General features: G+C 69.0%; 19 protein-coding genes. 14 read left to right on the top strand and 5 right to left on the bottom strand.

Going from position 1 to position 22051, the window contains the following annotated elements; translation table 11 throughout:
- Positions 1 to 101: 101 nt before the first annotated feature.
- Complete coding sequence (locus tag A6A27_RS18180) at positions 102 to 1733, top strand: amidohydrolase (protein ID WP_073835806.1); 1632 nt, start codon at positions 102 to 104, stop codon at positions 1731 to 1733.
- A 36-nt stretch (positions 1734 to 1769) separates the two neighbouring features.
- Here A6A27_RS18180 and A6A27_RS18175 read toward each other — a convergent pair whose 3' ends face one another.
- Positions 1770 to 2219: a hypothetical protein gene (locus A6A27_RS18175; RefSeq protein ID WP_073835805.1), complete on the bottom strand. Its 450-nt coding sequence runs from the start codon at positions 2217 to 2219 to the stop codon at positions 1770 to 1772.
- A gap of 528 nt (positions 2220 to 2747) precedes the next feature.
- Here A6A27_RS18175 and A6A27_RS18170 point away from each other — a divergent pair.
- Positions 2748 to 3995 (top strand): M14 family zinc carboxypeptidase, encoded by a 1248-nt coding sequence (locus A6A27_RS18170; RefSeq protein WP_198940353.1) that lies wholly within the window; start codon positions 2748 to 2750, stop codon positions 3993 to 3995.
- A gap of 91 nt (positions 3996 to 4086) precedes the next feature.
- Here A6A27_RS18170 and A6A27_RS18165 read toward each other — a convergent pair whose 3' ends face one another.
- Entirely contained in the window at positions 4087 to 5448 is a 1362-nt protein-coding gene (locus tag A6A27_RS18165; RefSeq protein WP_073835804.1) for a hypothetical protein, read from the bottom strand.
- A 472-nt stretch (positions 5449 to 5920) separates the two neighbouring features.
- Between A6A27_RS18165 and A6A27_RS18160 the strand changes: the two genes are divergently transcribed.
- The 12 genes from A6A27_RS18160 to A6A27_RS18105 all read left to right on the top strand — a co-directional run bounded on the left by A6A27_RS18160 (position 5921) and on the right by A6A27_RS18105 (position 18472).
- Positions 5921 to 6967 carry a LacI family DNA-binding transcriptional regulator gene (locus tag A6A27_RS18160; RefSeq protein WP_073835803.1) on the top strand — a complete coding sequence of 349 codons (1047 nt, stop codon included), beginning with the start codon at positions 5921 to 5923 and terminating at the stop codon, positions 6965 to 6967.
- Between the two features lie 39 nt (positions 6968 to 7006).
- Positions 7007 to 8602 (top strand): FAD-dependent oxidoreductase, encoded by a 1596-nt coding sequence (locus A6A27_RS18155; protein ID WP_073835802.1) that lies wholly within the window; start codon positions 7007 to 7009, stop codon positions 8600 to 8602.
- A 21-nt stretch (positions 8603 to 8623) separates the two neighbouring features.
- A complete protein-coding gene (locus A6A27_RS18150; RefSeq protein ID WP_073835801.1) occupies positions 8624 to 9904 on the top strand; it encodes an ABC transporter substrate-binding protein in 1281 nt (426 codons plus the stop codon).
- A 7-nt stretch (positions 9905 to 9911) separates the two neighbouring features.
- Entirely contained in the window at positions 9912 to 10859 is a 948-nt protein-coding gene (locus tag A6A27_RS18145; protein WP_073835800.1) for a carbohydrate ABC transporter permease, read from the top strand.
- Positions 10849 to 11691 carry a carbohydrate ABC transporter permease gene (locus A6A27_RS18140; RefSeq protein ID WP_073835799.1) on the top strand — a complete coding sequence of 281 codons (843 nt, stop codon included), beginning with the start codon at positions 10849 to 10851 and terminating at the stop codon, positions 11689 to 11691. Before A6A27_RS18145 ends, A6A27_RS18140 begins: the two co-directional genes overlap by 11 nt.
- On the top strand, positions 11688 to 12587 hold the full coding sequence (locus A6A27_RS18135) for an ROK family protein (RefSeq protein ID WP_073835798.1): 900 nt from the start codon (positions 11688 to 11690) through the stop codon (positions 12585 to 12587). The genes A6A27_RS18140 and A6A27_RS18135 overlap by 4 nt, the downstream gene beginning before the upstream one ends.
- 47 nt (positions 12588 to 12634) lie before the next feature.
- On the top strand, positions 12635 to 13336 hold the full coding sequence (locus tag A6A27_RS18130; protein ID WP_073835851.1) for an N-acetylmannosamine-6-phosphate 2-epimerase: 702 nt from the start codon (positions 12635 to 12637) through the stop codon (positions 13334 to 13336).
- Positions 13337 to 13345: 9 nt separating this feature from the next.
- Positions 13346 to 14986 (top strand): DUF4127 family protein, encoded by a 1641-nt coding sequence (locus A6A27_RS18125; RefSeq protein ID WP_073835797.1) that lies wholly within the window; start codon positions 13346 to 13348, stop codon positions 14984 to 14986.
- A 207-nt stretch (positions 14987 to 15193) separates the two neighbouring features.
- Positions 15194 to 16120: a hypothetical protein gene (locus A6A27_RS18120; protein ID WP_073835796.1), complete on the top strand. Its 927-nt coding sequence runs from the start codon at positions 15194 to 15196 to the stop codon at positions 16118 to 16120.
- Complete coding sequence (locus A6A27_RS18115) at positions 16117 to 16572, top strand: ABA4-like family protein (protein ID WP_073835795.1); 456 nt, start codon at positions 16117 to 16119, stop codon at positions 16570 to 16572. The genes A6A27_RS18120 and A6A27_RS18115 overlap by 4 nt, the downstream gene beginning before the upstream one ends.
- A gap of 5 nt (positions 16573 to 16577) precedes the next feature.
- Positions 16578 to 17849: a sensor histidine kinase gene (locus A6A27_RS18110; RefSeq protein ID WP_083672672.1), complete on the top strand. Its 1272-nt coding sequence runs from the start codon at positions 16578 to 16580 to the stop codon at positions 17847 to 17849.
- On the top strand, positions 17846 to 18472 hold the full coding sequence (locus A6A27_RS18105; protein ID WP_073835793.1) for a response regulator transcription factor: 627 nt from the start codon (positions 17846 to 17848) through the stop codon (positions 18470 to 18472). The genes A6A27_RS18110 and A6A27_RS18105 overlap by 4 nt, the downstream gene beginning before the upstream one ends.
- 174 nt (positions 18473 to 18646) lie before the next feature.
- On the opposite strand, the gene A6A27_RS18100 is transcribed toward A6A27_RS18105, so the two are convergent.
- From A6A27_RS18100 to A6A27_RS18090, 3 genes are all read right to left on the bottom strand, one after another.
- Positions 18647 to 19459: a hypothetical protein gene (locus A6A27_RS18100; protein ID WP_143194057.1), complete on the bottom strand. Its 813-nt coding sequence runs from the start codon at positions 19457 to 19459 to the stop codon at positions 18647 to 18649.
- Positions 19460 to 19782: 323 nt separating this feature from the next.
- Positions 19783 to 21456, bottom strand: a complete 1674-nt coding sequence (locus tag A6A27_RS18095) for a glycoside hydrolase family 28 protein (protein WP_158074003.1) — start codon at positions 21454 to 21456, stop codon at positions 19783 to 19785.
- Positions 21449 to 21649, bottom strand: coding sequence for a hypothetical protein (locus A6A27_RS18090; RefSeq protein WP_073835791.1), 201 nt, complete (start codon positions 21647 to 21649; stop codon positions 21449 to 21451). Before A6A27_RS18090 ends, A6A27_RS18095 begins: the two co-directional genes overlap by 8 nt.
- Between the last annotated feature and the right edge of the window lie 402 nt (positions 21650 to 22051).

The raw sequence follows: 22051 nt of genomic DNA, 5'->3' as shown, positions 1-22051 counted from the left end.
TTTCGATCCTGGGCCAACAGCTGCCGGCCCGGATCAGCTCCCGGCCGACACGCCAGCGGGCGGCGAAGGTCGCCGTGCGGTGGAGCCGGAAAGGAGGCACGGTGACCGAGTACGCCGACCTGATCATCACCGGCGTCGACGTCTACACCGTCGACGCCGCCCGCAGCTGGTCCGACGCCGTCGCCGTACGCGGTGACCGGATCGTCGCGGTCGGCTCCGAGCCCGTGTCCGAGCTCGTCGGCCCGCGGACCAGGGTGATCGAGGCCGCGGGCGGCATGGTGCTGCCAGGTTTCCAGGACGCCCACATCCACGCGCCCTTCGCCGGGCGCAACCGGCTCCGGGTCTGGCTCAACGACCTCGCCGGCCGACCCGCGTACCTGGACCGGATCGCGCGCTACGCGGCCGACAACCCCGACCAGCCCTGGATCATCGGGGGCGGCTGGGCGATGGAGCACTTCCCCGGCGGCACCCCACGCAAGGAAGACCTGGACGCGATCGTGCCGGACCGCCCGGTGTTCCTGTTCAACCGCGACGTGCACGGTGCCTGGGTCAACTCCAGGGCCCTCGAGATCGCCGGCATCACCAGGGACACCCCGGACCCCGCCGACGGGCGGATCGAACGCGACCCGGTCACCGGTGAGCCGACCGGCACACTGCACGAGGGCGCGGCGTACAGCTTCAACGACCGGCACGTGCCGCTGCCGGGGCGCGCCGAGTGGGAGGACGCGATCCTCAACGCCCAGGAGCACCTGCACTCGTTGGGCATCACCGGATGGCAGGACGCCTGGGTGACGCCGGGGACCCTGGCGGCGTACCAGTCGCTCGCCGCGTCCGGCCGGCTCGCGGCCCGGGTCGTCGGCGCCCTGTGGTGGGACCGGCACCGCGGCCTCGACCAGATCCCCGAGTTCCTCACCCAGCGGGAGTCCGCCACTGGTGGCAGCTTCCACCCGACCACGATCAAGATCATGACCGACGGGGTGCTGGAGAACTACACCGGCGCGCTGCTCGAGCCGTACTGCGACGGCTGCGGCGGCCACACCGACAACCACGGCCTGGCGTACGTCGAGGCCGAACTGCTCGCCGCCGCGGTGACCGAACTGGACCGGCTCGACTTCCAGGTGCACCTGCACGCGATCGGCGACCGCGCCGTACGCAACGCCCTCGACGCCGTCGCGGCCGCCCGCACGGCCAACGGACGTCGCGACAACCGGCACCACATCGCCCATCTGCAGCTCGTCCACCCGCAGGACGTGCCGCGCTTCCGGCAGTTGGGGGTCACCGCGAACTGCCAGGCCTACTGGGCACAGGTGGAAGCGCAGATGGAGGAGCTCACGGTGCCGTTCCTCGGCCGGGAGCGGGCGGACCTGCAGTACCCCTTCGGTGATCTGCTGCGCTCCGGCGCCACCCTGGCCATGGGCAGCGACTGGTCGGTGACAACGGCGAACCCGCTCGAGGAGATCGAGGTCGCCGTCACCCGGATCGACCCGGAGCACCGCGACAACGCGCCGTTCCTCCCGGAGCAGGCGCTGCCGCTGTCCGTCGCCCTCGCGGCGTTCACCGCCGGCTCGGCGTACGTCAACCACGACGCCGACGGCGGCACTATCGCGGTCAGCAAGCGCGCGGACCTGGCCGTACTCGACCGCAACCTGTTCGCCGCCGGCGCAGGGCTACCGGCCGACGCGCGCGTCACCCACACGATCGCCAACGGCGCCGTCGTCTACGAATCCGCATGAGGGCCTAGGATCTTTGGTCGCCAGCAGCCGAGACCCCTAGAACCTGCTCCCGAATGAACGAATTACCAACCGCCATGCCGGCGTCTTGAGGGCTTCCAGATCCGGGGCTACGACCGGTTCGAGGCCAGGCGCGCACACGCCGTAGATCTGCGGCGCGATCGCATCGGTGAGGATGTTGTCAAAATGGAACGATCCCTCGAATCCGAGCCATACCACGCTGTCGCCCGCGGCGCACGCGACGCCCAGGCAGTGAACCAGGTACGCGTTGAGGTCGGGCGGCAGCTCGTCGAAGACCAGGTCGTATTCGGTGACCCAGGCGTACGGGAAGGAATCCGGGTCATCCCGTTCGAGCAGGTACGTCCGCACCTCGGCCGGCGCCGTGCCGCCGAACTCGAAGTTCGGCGGCATGGTCGGAGCACCCGGCACGAAGACGCTGACGACCGGCTGCGCGGCGAACCGCAGCCCGGATGCCAGGTCAGCAGCCACTGCTCTCCCAGAGCTTCAGATCTGTGGGGGTTACGGCGGAACGACGGGACACGTGGTCGACCCTACCCGCGCCATACCTCGAGTGCCTCGGCCGCAGGGTGCGCCGACTCGGCGTACGCACGGACAGCGGCGCGATCGCGGTCGGCAAGCAGGCGGACCGGGCCGTGCTCGATCGCATTCTGTTCGCCGCCGGCGCGGGACTGCCGGGCGACGCGCGTCACCCACACCATCGCCGGCAGCGCCGTCGTCCACGGAGGTAGTTGTTGATCTACACGCTGGAGGCAAAAGTCCCATTTGAGCATAGCAGCGGGTTCGTGGGCTTCTGCCGTCTGTCGGAAAAAGGTGGACGGAGCTCCACCGTCTGTAGGAAATCTTCATTTTCATTGGCAAAGTTGCATCTTTTCATTGCATCGCCGGGGGCGCGCACGCCAAGATCGCCGAAAGGCAGAGGTGGTCCGCTCCCCCGAGCCTCACCGGTGCTGAGCTGCGCCTCGCTCGGTGGACAGTGGATCCACGAGAGGAGTACGCGTGCAGGTATACAAGATGTCGACGATCCTCCGATCCCGAAGCGCGCTGGCCGCCGCCGTGACGGCCGCGCTGGCCGGTTCGATCCTCACCGCCCCACCCGTATCCGCCGCCGCTCCAGAGGGGCCGGGGCAGGGCAGCTGCAAGATCGCCGACGACCCCTCCTGGTCGGGCTGGAGCAACCACCAGCAGGTGGGCGAGCGGCTGGCGCAGATCGAGCGCACCAGCGGCGGCCGGGTGGACGTCGACGTGGTCGGGCGCACTCAGCAGGGCCGGGAGCTGTGGGCGGCCCGGGTGGGCACCGGCGACAAGGTGCTGCTGGTCACCAGCGCGATCCACGGCAACGAGCGGACCGGCACGGAGGCGCTGCTCGCGATCCTCAAGCGCCTGGGCAGCAGCGGTGACGCGCAGACCCGGAAGATCCTCAGCGAGATCACCTTCGTCGCGATGCCCATGGTCAACCCCGACGGCGGCGAGCTCAACCGACGGATGAACGAGCGGTCCTGGGACGAGACACTGGCGGAGTTCCCGCAGCTGGCCGGGGCGCCGCGCGCCTGGTACCACCGGCTCAGCGGAGACGGCATCGACCTGCCCGGCTACGACCTCAACCGCGACTTCAACCCCGACCTCAACTACGTGCCGCGCGCCGCCGACCTGCCGGGCCGCGACACCGACGCCGGGTTCTTCCTCTCCCCCGAGTCGCGCGCCATTCGCGACGTCTACGTCGGACTGCGGGCGGAAAAGGGCGCGGTCGACGCGTACGTCGACCTGCACCACATGGGACCGTGTGACCGGCTCACCGGCGGTACGCAGGACGGCAACCTCATCTCCGTATCGCTCGACTACCCGCCGCTCGGGGTGCAGGACGGCGCCAAGTACAAGGCGGCGTGGCCGGCGCTCGACCAGGACAAGTCCCGCCGCTACGCCCTCACCGTCGCCAACGGCATGAAGGCGCAGTACGGCGACCAGTCCAAGCTCGCGGCCGTGGGCCGGTACTTCCACCCGGACGCGCGGGAGTACGCGGGCCAGGGCCGCTCGGCGTTCGCCCTCAACGGCACCGGCACGGTGCTGTTCGAGGTCCGCGGCCAGCAGGACGACCTGGGCCAGAAGCAGCACGGCATGCTCGTGAAGAGCGTGCAGACCGGCGTGGAGTCGCTGCTCGGTGGCCTCGCTGACGGCACCGTCGACCGGGTCGACGGCGACGACTTCTTCGACCTGCCCGACTACGGCTGGGACACCACTAACGACTGACGACCGACGAGGCAGCCGCGGGGACATCCTGTTCCCGCGGCTGCTTCGTCTCCTCGCCCCTACCCGCCGTTAGGGAGCCGTAGGTTGAAGATCAAGCGGGTGGCTGCCCCTCGTCGTGCGGGACGGTGACGGTGACGGTGCAGCCGACCGGTCGTCCGATCTCGTCGTGGCCGGCGTATGTCAGGTGGTAGACGCGGTCCCCGCCGTTGCCGGCCCGTTCGGCCCGCAGCTTGCCGCTCGTGGCGGGCGTGCCGGTGGTGAAGCCGCTGACGTCCGCGGCGTCGCCGCCGGTCACGCCGGTCAGGGCGAACGCGTTCGGGCCGAGCACCCCGTCGCGCAGGTCGACGGTCACGGTGACGTCGATCAGCTCGTGGTTCGGCGGCCACAGCACCGGCCGGTCCACCGTGCAGTCCAGCTGCCGTTCGGGCACCAGGTTTGCCAGGGTGGCGGTGGCGTGTCCGATGGTGGCGGTGAGGCGACCGCCGGCCTCGTAGTACATGTGCGCGGTACGTCCGTCGAAGTAGAACGTCGGCGCGGCCGATCGGCCGAGGTCGGGCGCGCCGGACATGGAGTCGTGCACGATGCCGAGGTGGGTCTCCTGGTCGAAGTTCTCCCCGACGTCCACCGCGTGCATGTTGCCGTCGGCGGCGTGGTAGATCACCAGATTGCGGTCGTTCCAGCGCAGGAAGAACGGCCCCGAGGCGTTCGGGCCTTCGACGCCCTGCGGGGTCACGATCGGTTCGGGTTGCATGGTCCAGGTCCGTGCGTCGTTGGAGACCGCCCAGCGGATGCGTCGGGACACCGGCCCGGTCGGTCCGGGCGGCGCCGCGGTGGGGTTGTCCATGAACAGCATCAGGTAGCGGGTGCCGAGGCGGGGCACGGACTGCTCGAACACCCGGGCGTAGGAGGTCTCGCCGCCGGTGGTCTCGTTGCGGCTGACCGCGGTGCCGCCATAGGTGAAGTGGATGCCATCGTCGGAGGTCGCGTACCGGGTGATGGAGTTCTCGCCGTGGAAGTAGAGGAACAGCTTGCGCTCGCCCTCGATCCACACCGCGTGTGGTGAGGAGATGTGGCTGACCGTCGAGTAGTGCGGCAGCCAGGTGTTGCTGATCAGCGGGTTGGCGTCGTACTCGGTCCACGGACCGTCGATCGAGTCGGCGTACGCGAGGGCGATCCCGCCGGGCCGCTCGTGCGGCGCGTAGTACAGGTAGTAGGTGCCGAGCGGGTGGGGGAAGTAGTCGGCGGCCCGGATGACGCTCGGGAAGATGAACTCGTTCGTCGGGTTGTAGGCGAGCTTGCTCTTGTCGAACGCGGTGCCCACGTAGCTGAACTGGGGGAAGTCGAGGCCAGGGTCGGCGGCGGCCGGCGCGGCGCCGGCCATGGCGGCGACGAGCAGGCCGGTGCCGGCGGCTGCCAGGACGGCGCGTCGGGACGAGGCGGGTGGTGGCGTCATGCGTCTTCCTGTTCTGTCGGATCGATCGCTTGGCGGTTATCGACGGGCGGTGGCGGGAGTGCGGGGCGTCCGGCGGCAGCCCGGGAGGCGCCGTCCCGTGAGTGGTGCTCCACGCGGGCCGCCGGCGGCACCGGGCGGCAGGTGGTGACTCTCGGTAAGAGGGCAGGGGTCGTCGACCGTCGGGGTTCTCTCGACCATCTGAGCTAATACGTATTAGCATCTATGTTTCTCGAATGTTGCTCGCCGGGCAGGGCTCCTGTCAAGAGGCTGGCCCACCTCCTCCGGTTTCGCGCAGATCTTCGGCCACCCATGGGTCACCCCGCCGAGGACGGTTCCCGCTAATGCGCATTACTCCAGGGAGTTCATCGGGCGGAAATCTCGACTCCACCTCTTGACACAGGCCAACCCACCCGCCAAGCTCCTTCCCAACGCCGAGCGCTAATACGCATTAGCCGCACCGGAAGGACTCGTCGTGACCGCTCCCCCCAGACGTGTCACCCAACGTGATATCGCGCGGTTGGCTGGTGTCAGTCAGGCGACGGTGTCGTTGGTGCTGAACAACCGCACCGACGCCGAGGTCCGCATTGCCCCGGAGACCCGGGACCGCGTGCTGCGGGTCATCGCCGAGACCGGGTACGCCGCCGATCCCGTGGCCCGCCGCCTCGCCGCACGGTTCAACCGGATCATCGGCGTGTTCACGTACGAGCCCGCCTTCCCCAGCGGCAGCCGGGACTTCTTCCACCCGTTTCTGCTCGGCATCGAGGAGTACGCCGAGCGGGTGGGCTGCGACCTGCTGTTGTTCACCAGCGCACCCGTGGTGGACGGCCGGCGGCGGATCTTCCACCAGGACAACCGGTTGCGCCTGGCCGACGGGTGCATCCTGCTCGGGCGCGAGATCGACGGCTCGGAACTGCACCGGCTCAACCGCGACGGATTTCCGTACGTCGCCGTGGGGCGCCGCGACGACGCCGGCGGACCGGTGCCCTACGTCGGCGCCGACTACGCGACGGCGGTGGCCCGGCTCGTCGAGCTGGCGGTGCAGCGCGGTCATCGGCGCCTGACATACGTGAGCATGGGCATGAACGCCGAGTCCTCGGAGGACCGGCGCCGTGGGTTCGTCGCCGCCGCGACGACGGCGGCGAGCGCCCGCCAGGTGTCCACGGTGGCCGGGGAGGCCGACGCGAGCCTCGACGACCTGCTGGCCGACGGGACCACCGCCGCGTTCGTGGAGGATTTCGCCACGGCGGTGGCGTTGGAGTCGGCCGCCCGGCGGCGTGGGCTGACCGTGCCGGGTGACCTGTCGATCGTCACTCTCGGCGATCCGACCGTCCCGGTTCCCACCGATATCGCGTTCACCGGGTTCCTGATCCCGCGGGAGGAGATGGGCCGGCAGGCGGTCGAGGTGCTGACCGGCGTCATCGACGGCAGCGCCGTCGGCCTCCAGCAGCGGCTTCTCCCCTGCGAGCTCGTCGAGGGCAACACCCTCGGCGCCCCTGATCCGGCGGTTCACCGCCGCTGAGCGGTGGACCGCGCAACTGGAAGGAAGCAAGTGGTACAGATGCGTGCGGACGTCCTCGTCGTCGGGGGCGGACTGGGCGGGGTCGCCGCGGCGCTCGCCGCGGCCAGGGCCGGCCGGTCCGTCATCCTGACCGAGGAGTTCGACTGGCTCGGCGGGCAGCTCACCAGCCAGGCCGTCCCGCCGGACGAGCACTCCTGGATCGAGCAGTTCGGCGCCACCGCCAGCTACCGGGCCCTGCGCAACGGCATCCGCGACTACTACCGTCGCCACTACCCGCTGACGGAGCGGTCCCGGGCCTGGACCGACCTCAACCCGGGCGCCGGCTGGGTGAGCCGGCTCTGCCACGAGCCGCGGGTGGCCGTGGCCGTGCTCGAGGAGATGCTCGCGCCGTACCGGGGATCGGGGCGGCTGACGGTGCTGCAGCCGTACCGGCCGGTCGCCGCGGAGACCGACGGGGACCGGGTCACCGGCGTCACCCTGGCGCACCGGGACCGGGACGATCGGATCGACGTGGTCGCACCGTACATCCTGGACGCCACGGAGACCGGTGAGCTGCTGCCGCTGACCGGCACGGAGTACGTCACCGGGTTCGAGTCGCAGGTCGAGACCGGGGAGCCGAGCGCGCCCGCCGAGGCGCAGCCGATGAACATGCAGGCCGTGTCGGTGTGCTTCGCGATCGACCACGTCGACGGTGATCAGACCATTGACCGGCCCGCGGGGTATGACTTCTGGCGCGACTACAAGCCCGACTTCTGGGGTGACCGGCTGCTGTCCTGGCGGTCGCCGCACCCGCGCACGCTGGAGATCGTCGAGCGCAGCTTCACCCCCAACCCGGACGACGACCCGCTGAGCGTCGACGCCGATCAGCGCGTCAACCCGGGTGACGGCAACCTGTGGACGTTCCGGCGGATCGCCGCCCGGCGCAACTTCACCGACGGGACGTACGGCAGCGACATCACGCTGGTCAACTGGCCGATGATCGACTACTTCGAGGGTCCGGTCATCGACGTGCCGAACGCGTCGTGGCACCTGGCCAAGGCCCGCGAGCTGTCGTACTCGGTGCTGTACTGGCTGCAGACGGAGGCGCCCCGGCCGGACGGCGGCACCGGCTTCCCCGGGCTGCGGCTGCGCGGGGACGTGACCGGTAGCCCGGACGGGTTGGCGCAGGCGCCCTACATCCGGGAGTCGCGCCGCATCCGGGCCGAGTACACGGTGGTGGAGCAGGACCTCTCCCTCGCGGTGCGGGGTGAGCACGGCGCGGTGCGCTACGCCGACTCGATCGGCGTGGGGATGTACCGCATCGACCTACACCCGTCCACCGGCGGTGACAACTACATCGACGTCGGCTCCTGCCCGTTCGAGATTCCGCTCGGTGCGCTGATCCCGCAGCGGATGGAGAACCTGCTGCCGGCCGGCAAGAACATCGGCACCACGCACATCACCAACGGCAGCTACCGGCTGCACCCGGTCGAGTGGAACGTCGGCGAGGTCGCCGGCCTGCTCGCCGACTTCTGTCTGACGCGGGGCGAGTCCCCGCGTGCGGTCCGCGGCACCCCCCGCCTGCTGGCCGAATTCACCGACCGCGTCTCGGCCGCCGGCGTGCAACGCCGCTGGCCGCAGATCGCGGGCTACTGAACCCCCGGTGAGGAGAAGATAGTGAAACGAGGAAAGGCTCTGGCTGTTGTCGCCGCCGCACTGGCCGGCGTCCTCGCCCTGTCCGCCTGTGGTGGCGGCGAGGCGAAGGACAAGGGCCCGGCCAGTCTGCGGATGACCATCTGGTCGGCCAACGAGGCGCACCTGAAGCTGTTCAACGAGATCGCCGACGAGTACCGCAAGAGCCACCCGAACGTCGCCGAGATCAAGTTCGACCCCATCCCCTTCGAGAACTACACCACCACGCTGACCACCCAGATCGCCGGCGGGAACGCACCTGACCTGGCGTGGGTACTGGAGGGCTCCGCACCGGACTTCGTCGCGTCCGGCGCGCTGCTGCCCCTCGATGCCACGCTGAAGAAGGCCGACGGGTACCAGTACGACGACCTGTCGCCGGCCACCCTCAAGCTGTGGCGGAACGGCGGGAAGCTCTACGGCTACCCGTTCTCCACGTCGCCGTTCGGGGTGTTCGTCAACACCGACCTGTTGAAGAAGGCTGGGCAGAAGACGCCGGCCGAGCTGATCGCGGCCGGGCAGTGGGATTGGGACACCGCCCTCGCGGCGGCTGGGGCGGTCAACGGCAAGACCGGCAAGGCCGGGCTGGTGATCCGGGACTTCGACTACAAGGCCTGGGACAACTTGTCCATGTTTTGGGCCGGGTGGGGCGCTCAGGCGTGGAGTGAGGACGGCAAGAGTTGCGGTTTCGCCAGTCCGGAGATGGTCGAGGCGATGACCGCGCTGCACAAGGCCATTTTCACCACGAAGGCGCTGCCCGGTCCGGGCACCACCGCTGACTTCTTCGCCGGTGACGCCGCCATGACGATCACCCAGATCTCCCGCGCCTCGCTGCTGAAGGACGACGGCTTCGCCTGGGACCTGGTCCCGCTGCCCGCGGGTCCGAAGGGTCCGTATTCGGTGTTCGGTCAGGGCGGCATCGGGGTGATGAAGAAGGGCCCGCACGCCGATGTGGCCGCCGACTTTCTGGCGTTTCTGACCAACCCCACCAACTCGGCGAAGCTGGCCCAGTTCTTCCCGCCGCCGCGCCAGTCGCTGCTGACCGCGGAGACCCTCGCGAAGGCGAACCCGAAGCTCAAGCCGGAGCAGTTGCAGAAGGTCGTCATCGACGGCATCACCAACGGTGTGGTCAAGCCCAACCATGCCGGGCAGGCCGAGCTGAGCCAGCAGGTACGCGCCGGACTCGACCCGCTGTGGAAGCCCGACGCGGACGTCAAGGCCGTCCTCGACGGGGTCTGCGCCAAGATCCAACCGCTGCTGGCGAAGTAGGGAAATCATGACCCGGACGGACACCAGGGTGGGCCAGGTCGAGGCCCGGCCCACCCTGGGCCGGCCGCGGCGCTTCTGGACCAGCCGACGCCGCGACCAGCTCACCGGCTACCTCTTCATCACCCCGCAACTGCTCGGCAGCGCCGTCTTCGTGATCCTGCCGCTGATCCTCGTGGTCTGGTACAGCCTGCACGAGTGGAACGTGCTCGCCGGCACATTCGACTTCGTCGGCACCGACAACTACCAGACCCTCGCCGACGACCCCAACCTCGGCGCGGTACTGCGGGCCACCGGCCTGTTCTCCATCGGCCTGGTGGTGCTCAACCTCGGCCTGGCGTTGCTGCTGGCCGTCCTGCTCAACCAGAAGCTGCGCGGCACCATCCTGTTCCGCACCCTGTTCTTCTCCCCCGTCGTGGTCTCCCTGGTGGCCTGGACCATCGTGTGGGGCTTCCTGCTACAGGACAACGGCGGGATCAACGGCCTGCTCGACACCATCGGCGTGGACGGGCCGAACTGGCTGCGCGGCGAGGGCACGGCGATGCTGTCGGTGATCGTCGTGCAGGTGTTCAAGAACGTCGGCTTGAACATGGTGCTGTTCCTGGCCGCCCTACAAGGGGTGCCGGCGGAGCTGTACGAGGCCGCAGAGGTGGACGGGGCGGGCCGGATGCGCCAGTTCTGGCGAATCACCGTGCCGCTGATCAGCCCGACGATCCTGCTCACGTCGATCATCACGGTGGTCGGGTCGCTGCAGGTCTTCGCGCAGATCGCGGTGCTCACCCAGGGCGGACCCGGCACCTCAACCACGGTGCTCGTCTACTACCTCTACCAGCAGGCGTTCCAGTTCCACCACTTCGGCTACGGCGCCACGCTGTCGATCCTGATGTTCGTCATCGTGCTCGCACTCACCATGCTGCAGTGGCAGATGCGCAAGAAGTGGGTCTTCCATGAATCGTGACCTGTCGCGGCGGACCAAACTGGCGCTCTACGGGGCGCTGCTGATCCTGGCGATCCCATTCGTCTTCCCGACCTGGTGGATGGTCACCTCGTCACTCAAGCCGGTCGCGGACATCTTCACCTTCCCACCACAACTGCTGCCGACCAACCCACGACTCGACGCCTACCAGCGGGTGTTCGAACTGCAGCCATTCGGGCAGCAATACCTCAACAGCCTCTACATCGCGCTGCTCGTCACCGTCGGCACCCTCGCCGTGTCGGCGCTGGCCGGGTACGCCTTCGCGCGGATCCGGTTCCACGGCCAGAACGTGTTGTTCCTGATCGTCCTCGCCGGCCTGCTCATCCCCAGCGAAGTCACGATCGTGCCGCTGTTCCAGATGTTCTTCAAACTCGGCCTCATCAACACCCACTGGCCACTGATCCTCGTACCGATCTTCGGCGCGCCCAGCGTCCTCGCCACCTTCATCATGCGGCAGTTCTTCATCAGCCTCCCCGGTGAACTGGAAGAGGCGGCCCGGGTCGACGGACTGGGCCGCTTCGCCACCTTCTGGCGGATCGCCCTGCCACTGTCCCGGCCCGCACTCGGCGCGGTAGCCATCTTCACCTTCCTACACAGCTGGAACCTGTACCTGGAACCGATCGTGTTCCTCTCCTCCCCGGAAAAGTTCACCCTGCCCCAGGCACTCACCCAATTCGTCGACGCCTACGGCGGCCCGATGTGGGACGTCCAACTCGCCGCCGCGTCAATGACCGCACTACCCGTACTGGTGGTGTTCATCATCGCGCAGAGGCAGTTCGTCGAAGGCCTCGCCCACACCGGCCTGAAGGGATGACGGCCCCGGTGGTCGGAGTCGACATCGGCGGCACCAAAACCGCCGCCGCACTGGTCGGCCCCGACGGGAAAGTGCTGCAACACCGGGACGCGCCCACCCCCGCCCAGTCCGGCCCCGAGGCGGTGCTGGACACCGCGGCAGGGCTGGCCGCCGGGCTGGTCGGCGCGGCGGGGACCGGGCCGGTTGGGGTGGGCACCGCCGGCACGGTCGACCCGGCGACCGGCCGTATCCGGTACGCCACCGACAGCCTGCCCGGCTGGGCCGGCACCCCGGTCGCGGACGCGCTGGCCGCGCGGCTGGGACGACCCGTGCGGGTCACCAATGACGTGAACGCCGCGGCGCTGGGCGAATGCTGGGCCGGCGCCGGGCGGGACCGGGCTCATGTGCTGCTGGTGGCCGCCGGCACCGGGCTGGGCGGGGCGGTCGTTCGCAACGGCCGCGTCGAGGCCGGTGCCCGCGGCGCCGCCGGCGAGGTGGCGCATCTGCCGGCGCCCGGTGCCGAACGGCTGCGGTGCGGGTGCGGCCGGTACGGGCACCTGGAGGCGATCGCCTCGGGCACCGGGCTGGCCGCCGCGTACGCCATCGAGACCGGCGACCGGATCAGCGGACGGGCGGTGGCGGACCGCGCGGCGGCCGGGGACACGGCCGCCCGGCAGGTCGTGGACCGGGCCGGCGCCGTGCTCGGCGCGGTGCTGGCGGGGTTGGTGGCCCTGCTCGACCCGGACGCCGTCCTGGTGGCCGGCGGGGCGGCCGGAGCACTGCTGCCCGCCGCGTCGGCCGCCTACGCGGCGGAACTGCCGGCGGGCTGGGCCGGCGTGCCGCTGCTGCCGGCCGCCCTGGGCGCCGACGCCGTCGTGGTCGGCGCGGCCCGGCTGGCCACGAATACACCGGAGTGACCGGTGACGGCACCAACCGCACCCACATCAACGGAAGGACCAGAGCGGTGAGTGTGCTCGACGACCTGGCCGGCGGGCTGGTGGTGTCCTGCCAGCCGCTGCCCGACGAGCCGGAGGATCCGATGCGGGACCCGTACGTCCAGGCCCGGGTGGCGTCGGCGGTGGTACGCGGCGGCGCGGTGGCGGTGCGGGTCAACGGACCGGACGACGTCAAGGCGGTGCGCGCCGCGGTCGACGTGCCGGTGATCGGGTTGTACAAGCACGGCACGGCGGACGTGTTCATCACCCCGACGGCGGCGCACGCGCTTGAGGTGGCGCTGGCTGGGGCGGACATCGTCGCGGTCGACGCCACCGACCGTCCCCGACCGGACGGGCGCACCTTCGCCGACACCGTGCGGGCGCTCCGCGAACGGACCGACGCGCTAGTGCTGGCCGACGTCTCCACCATGGCCGAGGGCGTCGCCGCCGTCGAGGCGGGCGCGGACGCCGTCGCCACCACGCTGTCCGGCTACACCCCGGCCAGCCCGCAGACTGACGGGCCCGACCTCGGGCTCGTGGCGCGACTCGTCGCACTGCTGCCGGTTCCGGTGATCGCCGAAGGGCGGTACCGGGGCACGGAGCAGATCGGCGCGGCCTTCGAAGCCGGTGCGCACGCGGTGGTGGTGGGCAACGCCGTCACCTCACCGCAGTGGATCACCCGCCGGCTCGTGCCGGCCACCCCACGCGCGGCGAGCGCCCCAGAGAAGTAGGGAGAGCAAGTGAAGAGACGTACCCTCCTGGCCACCGGCATGGCCGGGCTGGCCACCGCGGCCATCGGCCGGCCGACGTTCGCCGGGCCCGCGGACCGGCAGCTGACCGTGGCGCTGGTGCCGTTGGACGACCGGCCGGTCAACACCTACTGCCCGCAGATGACCGCGGCGAGCGCCGGCGCGCAGGTGCAGCTGCCGCCCCGGGAACTGCTGGGCCGCTTCTTCACCCCCGGCGACGGGGCCGCCGTCGCCCGTTGGCTCGGCGCCGCCGACGGTGTCGACGGGTACGTGATCTCGGTCAGCATGCTCGCCTACGGCGGTCTGATCGCGTCCCGGACCGCCGCCCCGACGCTGGCTGCCGCCCTGGAGAACCTGGCCGCGATCCGGAACCTGCGCGCAACGCGGCCGGCGGCGGTGATCGAGGTGCACGACACCATCCAGCGGCTCGCCATCACCAGCACCGGCACCGACCTGGACAAGTACCGCGACCGGCTGGTCGAGTGGGCGAAGCTCTACGACCAGGTGGTCAACCTCGGGCAGGAGGAGCTGCGGTCCCGGCTCGACGCCGTCCGGGCGCAGATCCCGGACCAGGTCGTCGAGGACTACCTCGCCGCGCGGGCCCGCAACCACCAGGTCAACCGGTTGATGGTGGAGTGGGTCGCCGACGGCACGATCAGTCATCTCGTGCTGTCGGAGGACGACACCGCGCCGGTCGGCCTGGCCCGGGCGGAGCGGGTGGAGCTGGAGGCGTTGGTGGCCCGGCTCGGCGTCGGCGACCGGGTGGAGATCTTCCCCGGCGCGGACGAGGTCGACGCGCTGCTGGTCGCGCGGGTGGTCGCCGCCGGCACGGCACCCACCTACCGGGTGGAGTACGCCGGTGTCTCGGGTGAGGACTGGACCGCGCAGTTGGAGGGCATCCCGTTCGCGGAGAACATCCGCCGGCACGTGGCCGCCATCGGTGGCCGGGTGGTCAGCGGCGACGCGGACATCGTGCTCGCCGTGAACACCCCGTCCGCGGCGTCCGGGCAGCGGGCCGCCGACCTGGACGCCTTCGTCGGGCGGATCGGCGCACAGCTGGCCGCCGGCACCCCGGTGATCGTGGTGGACCCGCTGATCGTGAACAAGGCCGACCACGAACTGGTCGCGCGGATGGAGAACGGTCTGGATCTCGCGGCGCTGCTGTCGTACTCGGGGTGGAACACCGGCGGCAACGCGCTCGGGCTGGCGCTCGGCCATGGCACCGCCCGCTGGGCGTACCTGCGCTCCTCAGGCAGCGGGTACGGCGTACCCGAGCTGCGCGGGCCCGGCCTGGCGCACGCCGAGTACCTGCTCTACCGGTTCGTCAAGGACGACCCGTGGAAGAACGTGGTGCAGGTCGAGGCGTACGCGCACACGCGGGCGCAGGGCTGGGACCCGCTCGCGCTCACACCCGAGCAGAAGAGCTACTTCGACGGCTGGGTACGGGAGCGGCTGGTGCCGCTGACCGAGCGGTACTTCGCCGACCACTTCGCCGGGCACCCCGTGGTGCTGGGCCGGCGGGGCGCGAAGACGTTCACGGCGACCCTGGCGCGGTTCGAGTCGGCCCGGGTCGAGCTGCCGTGGGACCGGCTCTTCGAGGTGGCCCTGGAGCCCCGGCTGCAGCTGTCCTGACCAGCACATCCGGTCGCGCCGGCAGGGGGACTGCCGGCGCGACCGCGTGCCGGCCACCGGACGGTCCCGGCGTCGAACGCCAGGCACGGACCAGGGCTTACGGTTCCGTCTCCTACCCAGGTAGGAGGAAGCGGCTCCGACCGCCGGCCGCGACCGGGGCTTCAGGTCGGGCGACGTACGCCGGCCGGCGCACCAGCATCTGCAGGTATGACAACCACGATGCGCCGGGCGGCACACTGGCACCGCCCACTGATGCTCTTCGTCGCGGCGATGGCGGTGCTGGCCCTCGTCTCCGCGGTCGGCATCGTCGCCGACTCGCGGGTCCTCACCGGCGTGCCGATCTGGCTCAAGCCGTTCAAGTTTTCCGTGTCGTTCGTGCTGTACGGCACCACCCTCGCTTGGATGCTGTCCCTGCTGCCGCGGCGGAGCCGGGTCGCGGAGTGGGCGGGCACCGTCATCGTCGCGATGGGCGTGATGGAGATGGCGGTGATCGTCGGGCAGGTGCTGCGCGGCACGACCAGCCATTTCAACGGGACCACCCCGCTCAACGGCATCCTGTTCTCGCTGATGGGTGCCGCGATCATGGTGCTGTTCACGGCGCACCTGGTCATCGGGATCGTGGTGCTGCGCCAGCCGATCGCGGACCGGGTCGGCAAGTACGCCGTCGGGCTGGGACTCGGCCTGACCCTGCTCGGCATGCTGGTGGCGATCCCGATGGTGCTGCCCAGCCAGGAGCCGGGCATCGAGGGGATCTCCGGGGCGCACAGCGTGGGCGTGCCGGACGGCGGGCCCGGGCTGCCGCTGGTGGGCTGGAGCACCACCGGCGGGGATCTGCGGATCGGACACTTCGTGGGGATGCACGCGCTGCAGGCGCTGCCTATCCTGGCGATGCTGCTGGGCCGGTTCCTCGGGCGGCTCGACGAGCGCACCCGGGCGCGCCTGGTGGTCGTCGCAGGCGGCGCGTACGGTGCACTCACCATGCTGTTCACCTGGCAGGCCCTGCGCGGGCAGCCGCTGCTGCGGCCGGACGCGCTCACGCTGGCCGCCGTGGCGGCGCTGGTGGTCGCGACCGCAGCCGCCGCTGGGGCGGTCCTGGCCCGTCGGCACCGCCCGGAAATGGTGCTGGCGGCATGACCGGCACCCTGTTCGAGCTGACGTTCGCGGTGGCCGCGCCGTTCTGGGCGCTGATGATCCTGCTGCCCCGCTGGTCGTGGACCGCCCGGATCATCAGGTCGCCACTGATCGTGGCACCGGCCCTGCTGATCTACGCGACCCTGGTGATCCCGGCGCTCGGGGACGTGCTCCCGGCGGTGGCGTCCCCGACCCTGGACGGCGTACGCGACCTGCTCGGCACCGCCACCGGCGCGGCGGCGGCCTGGGCGCACATGATCGCGTTCGACCTGTTCGTCGGCCGGTGGGCGTGGCTCGACAGCCGGGAACGGGGGGTGCCGGCGCTGGTCATGGCTCCGGTGCTGGTGCTGACGATCCTGCTCGGGCCGCTCGGCCTGGCCGCCTACCTCGCCGCCCGGGTCAGGTGGCCGCAGCCGGCGGCGATTCCGGCCGCCGAGCCGCAGCGCATAGGCTGAACGCCGTGGGGTGGGTGGGACGACTGTTCGACGTGCGCGACGGCTTCGTGCGGATCGTGCTGCTCGACCTGAGCGGCGTCGGCTACCTGGTCTTCGGTGCCCCGATGCAAGGCCACGGGCCGACGGCCACGCAGTTGATCCTCGCGGGGATCGCGTTCGGCGTCGCGTTGGTGTTGCACCGCCGACCACTGGTCAACCTGTTGGCGCAGACCGCGCTGCTGGCGGTCGCCATCTGCCTGCTCGACGACATCACTATCAACCAGGTAGGCGCCAGCTGGGCGTTGCTCGAACTGGCCATGCGGGCGCGCCGACCACGGACCATCTGGCTGGCCGCCGGGCTGCTGGCCGCGGTCGACCTGACCGATTCGATCGGCGACCCGTTCCCACGGTTCCTCTCCGGCATCGTCGGGCTGCTCGTGGAGGTCGGCGTCCCGCTGCTGCTCGGCCTGGTCATCCGGGCCCAACGGGAACTCACCCGGCAGGCGCAGGAGCGGGCGGCGGAGGAGCAGCGCCGACTCGAGTCGGAGAGCCGTGCCGCCCGCGCCGACGAACGCAGCGCCATCGCCCGGGAATTGCACGACGTGGTCGCGCACCACGTCGCGTCGATGGTGCTGCGGGTCGGCGTGGCCCGGCACGTACTGACGGATCTGGACCCGCGCGTGGGTGAGGTGTTCGACGACGTGCACGGCACGGGGACCGCCGCCCTGGCCGACCTGCGCCGGCTCGTCGCGGTCCTGCGCAACCCCGACGGCGTACGCGGCGACGCGGCGCTGACCGCCATCGAGCCGTCGGCACTGCCGGCGGCCCTCGGCGCGGCGGTCGACCGGGCCCGCCAGGCCGGCGTCACCGTCGAGGCCGACATCGACCCCGCGGTCGGGTCGCTGGATGCGGTACGAGGAATGGCGGTGTTGCGACTCACCCAGGAGGCGCTGACCAACGTGGCAAAGCACGCCGGCACATCCGCCCTCGCCCACCTGTCGGTCAGCGTGGTCGACGAGGCCGTGCGCTGGGAGGTGTCCGACGACGGGGGCGGCTGGTTGCCGGCGGCGATGCCGTCCGGCGGCGGCCACGGCATCACCGGCATGCGCGAACGCGTCGAGGTCCTCGGCGGTCAACTGGAGGCCGGCCCGGCGGGTGCGGGTTGGCGGGTGCGTACCGTCCTCCCGGGCCCGGCCATCGCGCTGGCGCCTGCTCCCCCCTCCCCTGCCGTCCCGCCGGCCCAGTCGGACCAGGACCGCGAGGCTCCGGTGGGGCCACGCACGACGGAGCCGGCATGATCCGCGTCCTGCTGGTCGACGACCAGCACCTCATCCGCGCTGGCCTTCGCATGCTCTGCGACGCCCAACCCGACATCGAGGTCGTCGGCGAGGCCGACAACGGCCGCGACGCGGTATCCCTCGCCGCGCGGCTCATCCCCGACGTCGTCGTCATGGACCTGCGCATGCCCGGCGTCGACGGGATCACCGCGACCAGCCGCATCCTCGCCGACCGTCCCGGCACCCGGATCCTGGTGCTGACCACGTTCGGCGACGACGACCACCTCTATCCGGCGCTGACCGCCGGCGCCTGCGGATTCCTGCTCAAGGACGCGCCCCCCGCCGACCTGTTGGACGGCGTCCGCAAGGCCGCCGCCGGCGACAGCCCGTTCAGCCAGGAGGTGCTGCGCCGCCTGGTCCAGCGCGCGGTCGACGCCCGCTCCGACACACCCCGGCCGGTCGAGGGACTGACCGCCCGCGAGCAGGACGTGCTGAACCTGGTCGCCGAGGGCCTGTCGAACACGGAGATCGCCGAGCAACTGCACATCGGCATCACCACGGTCAAGACCCACATCACCAGCCTCATGACCAAGACCGGCAGCGACAACCGGGTACGCCTGGCCCTGTTCGCCCGCGGCGCCTGACCGGTCGCCGCGGGCGGGCAGTTGGCCACAGTAGGAGCTATCCGCGACTGATCGCCCTGCACACCCAGCCTTTCTTGGGGTTCAGCGGCAGGTGTTTCTTGGGTGCTGACCAGTTCCGCAACAGAGTCGCGGAGGTGGTCCAGAGGATGGAGGGAGTTCTGCTGCTCTCGCACGTCAGCCGGCGTAGCCCCTCACATGCTTGCGAGTGATTTCCATAAGCTCGTCCGGGTCCTCGACATTCCGAGGGAAGTAGTAGTAACTCAGACAATCTGAGCCGAGGTCGACAACCTCTGGAAGGCGCCGGTCGACGAGAGGGTGGACCGACTTGCGCAGAGCATATGTCTCCGCCAGGAGGAGGCTACGTTTGCCGTTCCTTCTGGCCATCGAGATAAAGCGCTCCCCGTCGCCGCCGAGTAGAACCTTCTTTTGGTCACCCGGGTCGTCCGGACCCCATGGGCTGCCATCACAACCGAAATAATCAAGAGCCTCGATCCGGGCGAACTGTTCGGCCGCGTCGTCCGACGATGCTCCTTGGTAGGCTGAGAGGTCAAGGAAGAGCGAGATTGTCACGTCAGGCTTGATCGCCTTGGCGTGCTCGCTGGCCTGGCGAAACAGGTCGCAGGCGTTGTTGTCCTTCGGCTCGTCCCAGATTATGCCCTCGAAGGGCCACTGGGTCAGCAGCCTCTCAGTGCTCTCCTTGAAGAACCGAACCGTATTCGGGTGGGTCGGATCGCTTCGATGGCCTCTGCTATTGGTATAGGGACTGCCGTCGTCTTTCATCAGCCAAGTCTCAGGGTGAGTCTCGGTGAAATTGCTGGGCACGCTGGGTGCACCGGCTACCAGACTTCCCCAACGCGAGGGAACGGCATAAGGGGTTATACCGGCCCGCTTCGCCTCTTCGATCGTGATTTGTATGTTGTAATTTGCGCTGTCAAAATCTTGCTCCAACACACTGATGGAGACCGCGTTGGTCCCGATGCTGGCCATCCACCTCATGTCCTCGCGAACTCGGCGTGGCACGATCGTGTAAGCGTTGGCAGCCAGGTAGTACGCATTGAGAATCCTGCCCGACTTACCTGGCTTCTGTGGCTGCGCGAGCCGCTCAGATGCGGAGGCGCGCTGTTGCCCCAGCGCGACTGCGGAGGCAGCGGCACCCGCTCCCACCAACAGGTTTCGTCGTGCGATCCCTCTCGCACCCGTTCCCTCACTCGGCATTTCGGCTCACTCCGTCCTTTCCGACTACTCGCGCAGTACCTACGGTCGCGCGGGCAGTTGCTCATCGTTTTACAGTCCCGCAGATGTATAGAACGTCAGCACGTCGGCACGGCATCGCCGTTCCGGCAGCGTTCCCCGTTCATCCACACATTCTTGAGGTTGATGCCGTCCACATTTCTGATGACAAGCCGGTTTTCGACATCATTGATGGTCACGTTCCTCACCAAAATATCTCGGATCGGCTGACCCTCGATTCCAACTGCACGGATTCCTGTCCCAGCCCTTTTGGCTGTCACCTTCTCGACGTTGAAGTTCCGGTACAGTGATGGATACCTGCCGCTGCCCTCGTTCTTATAGTTGGTGTCAAAGTCAAGCACCGTGTCGGCGTCGCCGACCTCGATATTGCGCACCCAGATATCTTCGATAGCGCCGCCTCGGTCCGTGTTCGACTTAAAGTAGAGCGCCGACCTCACGTCGCCGAGTACGTTGTTCTCCATGAAAACATTTCGCACGCCACCGGACATCTCACTCCCGATTGTCAAGCCGTTATGGCCGCGCATGTCGTTGTCCCGGATGATGATGTTTTCGCTCGGGCGTCCAACACGCCACCCATCTTGGTCACGGCCCGACTTCACAACCACGCTGTCGTCACCGGTGATGAAAGTATTGCCTTCGATCATCACATTGGCGCTGGAATCTACGTCCACGCCGTCATTGTTCAATGACTTGCTGTCAACCGTCACATTGCGGAGTGTGGCGTTATGCGTGTAGACGAAGTGGTTGACCCAGAAGGGAGAGTCGATGGCTGTGAATCCCTCCAACAGCACGTTTTCTGATTCATAGAACTGAATCATGCTCGGCCGAAGGTAGTCCCCTTCACCGAACACCCTCTCATCAACAGGTACGCCCGTGGCGCCCATCGCGCGAAGGCGCGACTGTGCGGGGCCCGGCTTAGGCCTAAACGTCCCAAACCCCTCCTTGTCAGAGGGTTCGGCATTCCCGTCAATAACACCGCGGCCGGTAACCGCGATGTTCATCGCCTGGAAGGCGTAGATCATCGGAGAATAGTTGTAGAGGTCTGTGCCCTCCCAACGTGTCAGCACCTGAGGAAGGTAGTCAGCGGCGTCATGGCTAAACCGCAGCACCGCGCCCTCAGAGACGTGCAGGTCGACATTGCTCATCAGGTGTATTGGACCTTGGCTGAACCAGGTACCCTCGGGCAGTACGACGCGGCCGCCGCCGACGCTGTTGGCTGCATGGATCGCGGCCGTAATGGCTGGCCTCGCGTCGGTTGTTCCGTCTCCTACCGCCCCGAACTCGGTCACGGTGTAATCGCGGTCCGGGAATGTGGGCACTGTGATCGACTTTTCAATCTTCGGCACCTGCCCCCATCCGGGCGCACCCAGCTGAGCACCGGCACCGTTGCCAGGCGTGCCAGACGCAGCTGCGGCCGCCGTCGGAAGACTTGAAAGAGCGAGCCCGAGTAAGGCCGACATCATCATGATGATGCGGCCCCTACTTCTCCCACGGCGCTGCATCTCCACACCTTCCTCACCGATCTCCAACGTCGGTCTGGTCCGCACGATTCTCAGGGTCTCATGCATGGAAGTTTCTCCATTTGTTCTCGAAATAGACTTCCCCAGGTCTTGCCGGTGGCGACCCGGTTCGACCGCCTTGCCGCCAGCGTTAAGGAAGTCCCCCGAGGAGTCCATTCCGGAACCGTCGACCTCCCCCTCCGCCGCTCTGTCATCCGTGGCGGGGTCAAACATCCTCGAGTCCCACATTGTCGAGTTCCACCTCCTCGATCGGGTGGGCGTGGAGCGCGGAGAAGCTCTTCAAATCGCGAGGTACGAAGGTCGGCGCATCGGTGGCCCTCTGCGCCCTGCGGTAGAGGAACCGTGCACGCTCAAGACCGTTAGGGACGAACGCACGACGCCGATCGTCTTCGAAGACGGCGACCATGTCAGGTCGACCTCGTCTCGGTTGCCGCCGGCCAGCCATCCTGACCGGAAGCGCCGTAGCGGGCCGTGGCGGCAGCCCCGGACCGAAGAGTCCATGTCGGATGATGACGGGACGGGAATTGACAGGTCGCATGTATCTCCTCTGGGATCTCGCCCGCCTGCCTCCAGCGTTGAAACCGTTTGCGGTCGTTAAAGACCAGATCATGCAACTCGTCGGCCAGTCAATGACTCCCCTGACTGAAACTTGTTTCAATCAAGGTCCTCCGCTGATCGTTCAGCGGGTGCTCGTCGGCGTGGCCGAGCCGGTTCGTTCGAGCTCGACGTGCATAGGCCTCCTGACGAGGCTTCGCCTCGTACCAACGAGGTGGGTGGTTGCTGCAGGTCGTGATTTGCGTGGTGGTTG

It is taken from the genome of Micromonospora sp. CB01531, from assembly GCF_001905095.1.
Lineage (GTDB): Bacteria > Actinomycetota > Actinomycetes > Mycobacteriales > Micromonosporaceae > Micromonospora.
The sequence above is the reverse complement of the archived record's forward strand: the minus strand, read 5'-3'. Positions and strand labels throughout refer to the sequence as shown.

Coding starts and splice junctions, on each gene's coding strand:
- A6A27_RS18135 (WP_073835798.1), top strand. CDS start 11,688: ATGACGGCCCCGGTGGTCGGAGTCGACATCGGCGGCACCAAAACCGCC.
- A6A27_RS18120 (WP_073835796.1), top strand. CDS start 15,194: ATGACAACCACGATGCGCCGGGCGGCACACTGGCACCGCCCACTGATG.
- A6A27_RS18165 (WP_073835804.1), bottom strand. CDS start 5,448: ATGACGCCACCACCCGCCTCGTCCCGACGCGCCGTCCTGGCAGCCGCC.
- A6A27_RS18145 (WP_073835800.1), top strand. CDS start 9,912: ATGACCCGGACGGACACCAGGGTGGGCCAGGTCGAGGCCCGGCCCACC.
- A6A27_RS18090 (WP_073835791.1), bottom strand. CDS start 21,649: ATGGTCGCCGTCTTCGAAGACGATCGGCGTCGTGCGTTCGTCCCTAAC.
- A6A27_RS18095 (WP_158074003.1), bottom strand. CDS start 21,456: ATGTTTGACCCCGCCACGGATGACAGAGCGGCGGAGGGGGAGGTCGAC.
- A6A27_RS18100 (WP_143194057.1), bottom strand. CDS start 19,459: ATGGCCAGCATCGGGACCAACGCGGTCTCCATCAGTGTGTTGGAGCAA.
- A6A27_RS18155 (WP_073835802.1), top strand. CDS start 7,007: ATGCGTGCGGACGTCCTCGTCGTCGGGGGCGGACTGGGCGGGGTCGCC.
- A6A27_RS18115 (WP_073835795.1), top strand. CDS start 16,117: ATGACCGGCACCCTGTTCGAGCTGACGTTCGCGGTGGCCGCGCCGTTC.
- A6A27_RS18105 (WP_073835793.1), top strand. CDS start 17,846: ATGATCCGCGTCCTGCTGGTCGACGACCAGCACCTCATCCGCGCTGGC.
- A6A27_RS18140 (WP_073835799.1), top strand. CDS start 10,849: ATGAATCGTGACCTGTCGCGGCGGACCAAACTGGCGCTCTACGGGGCG.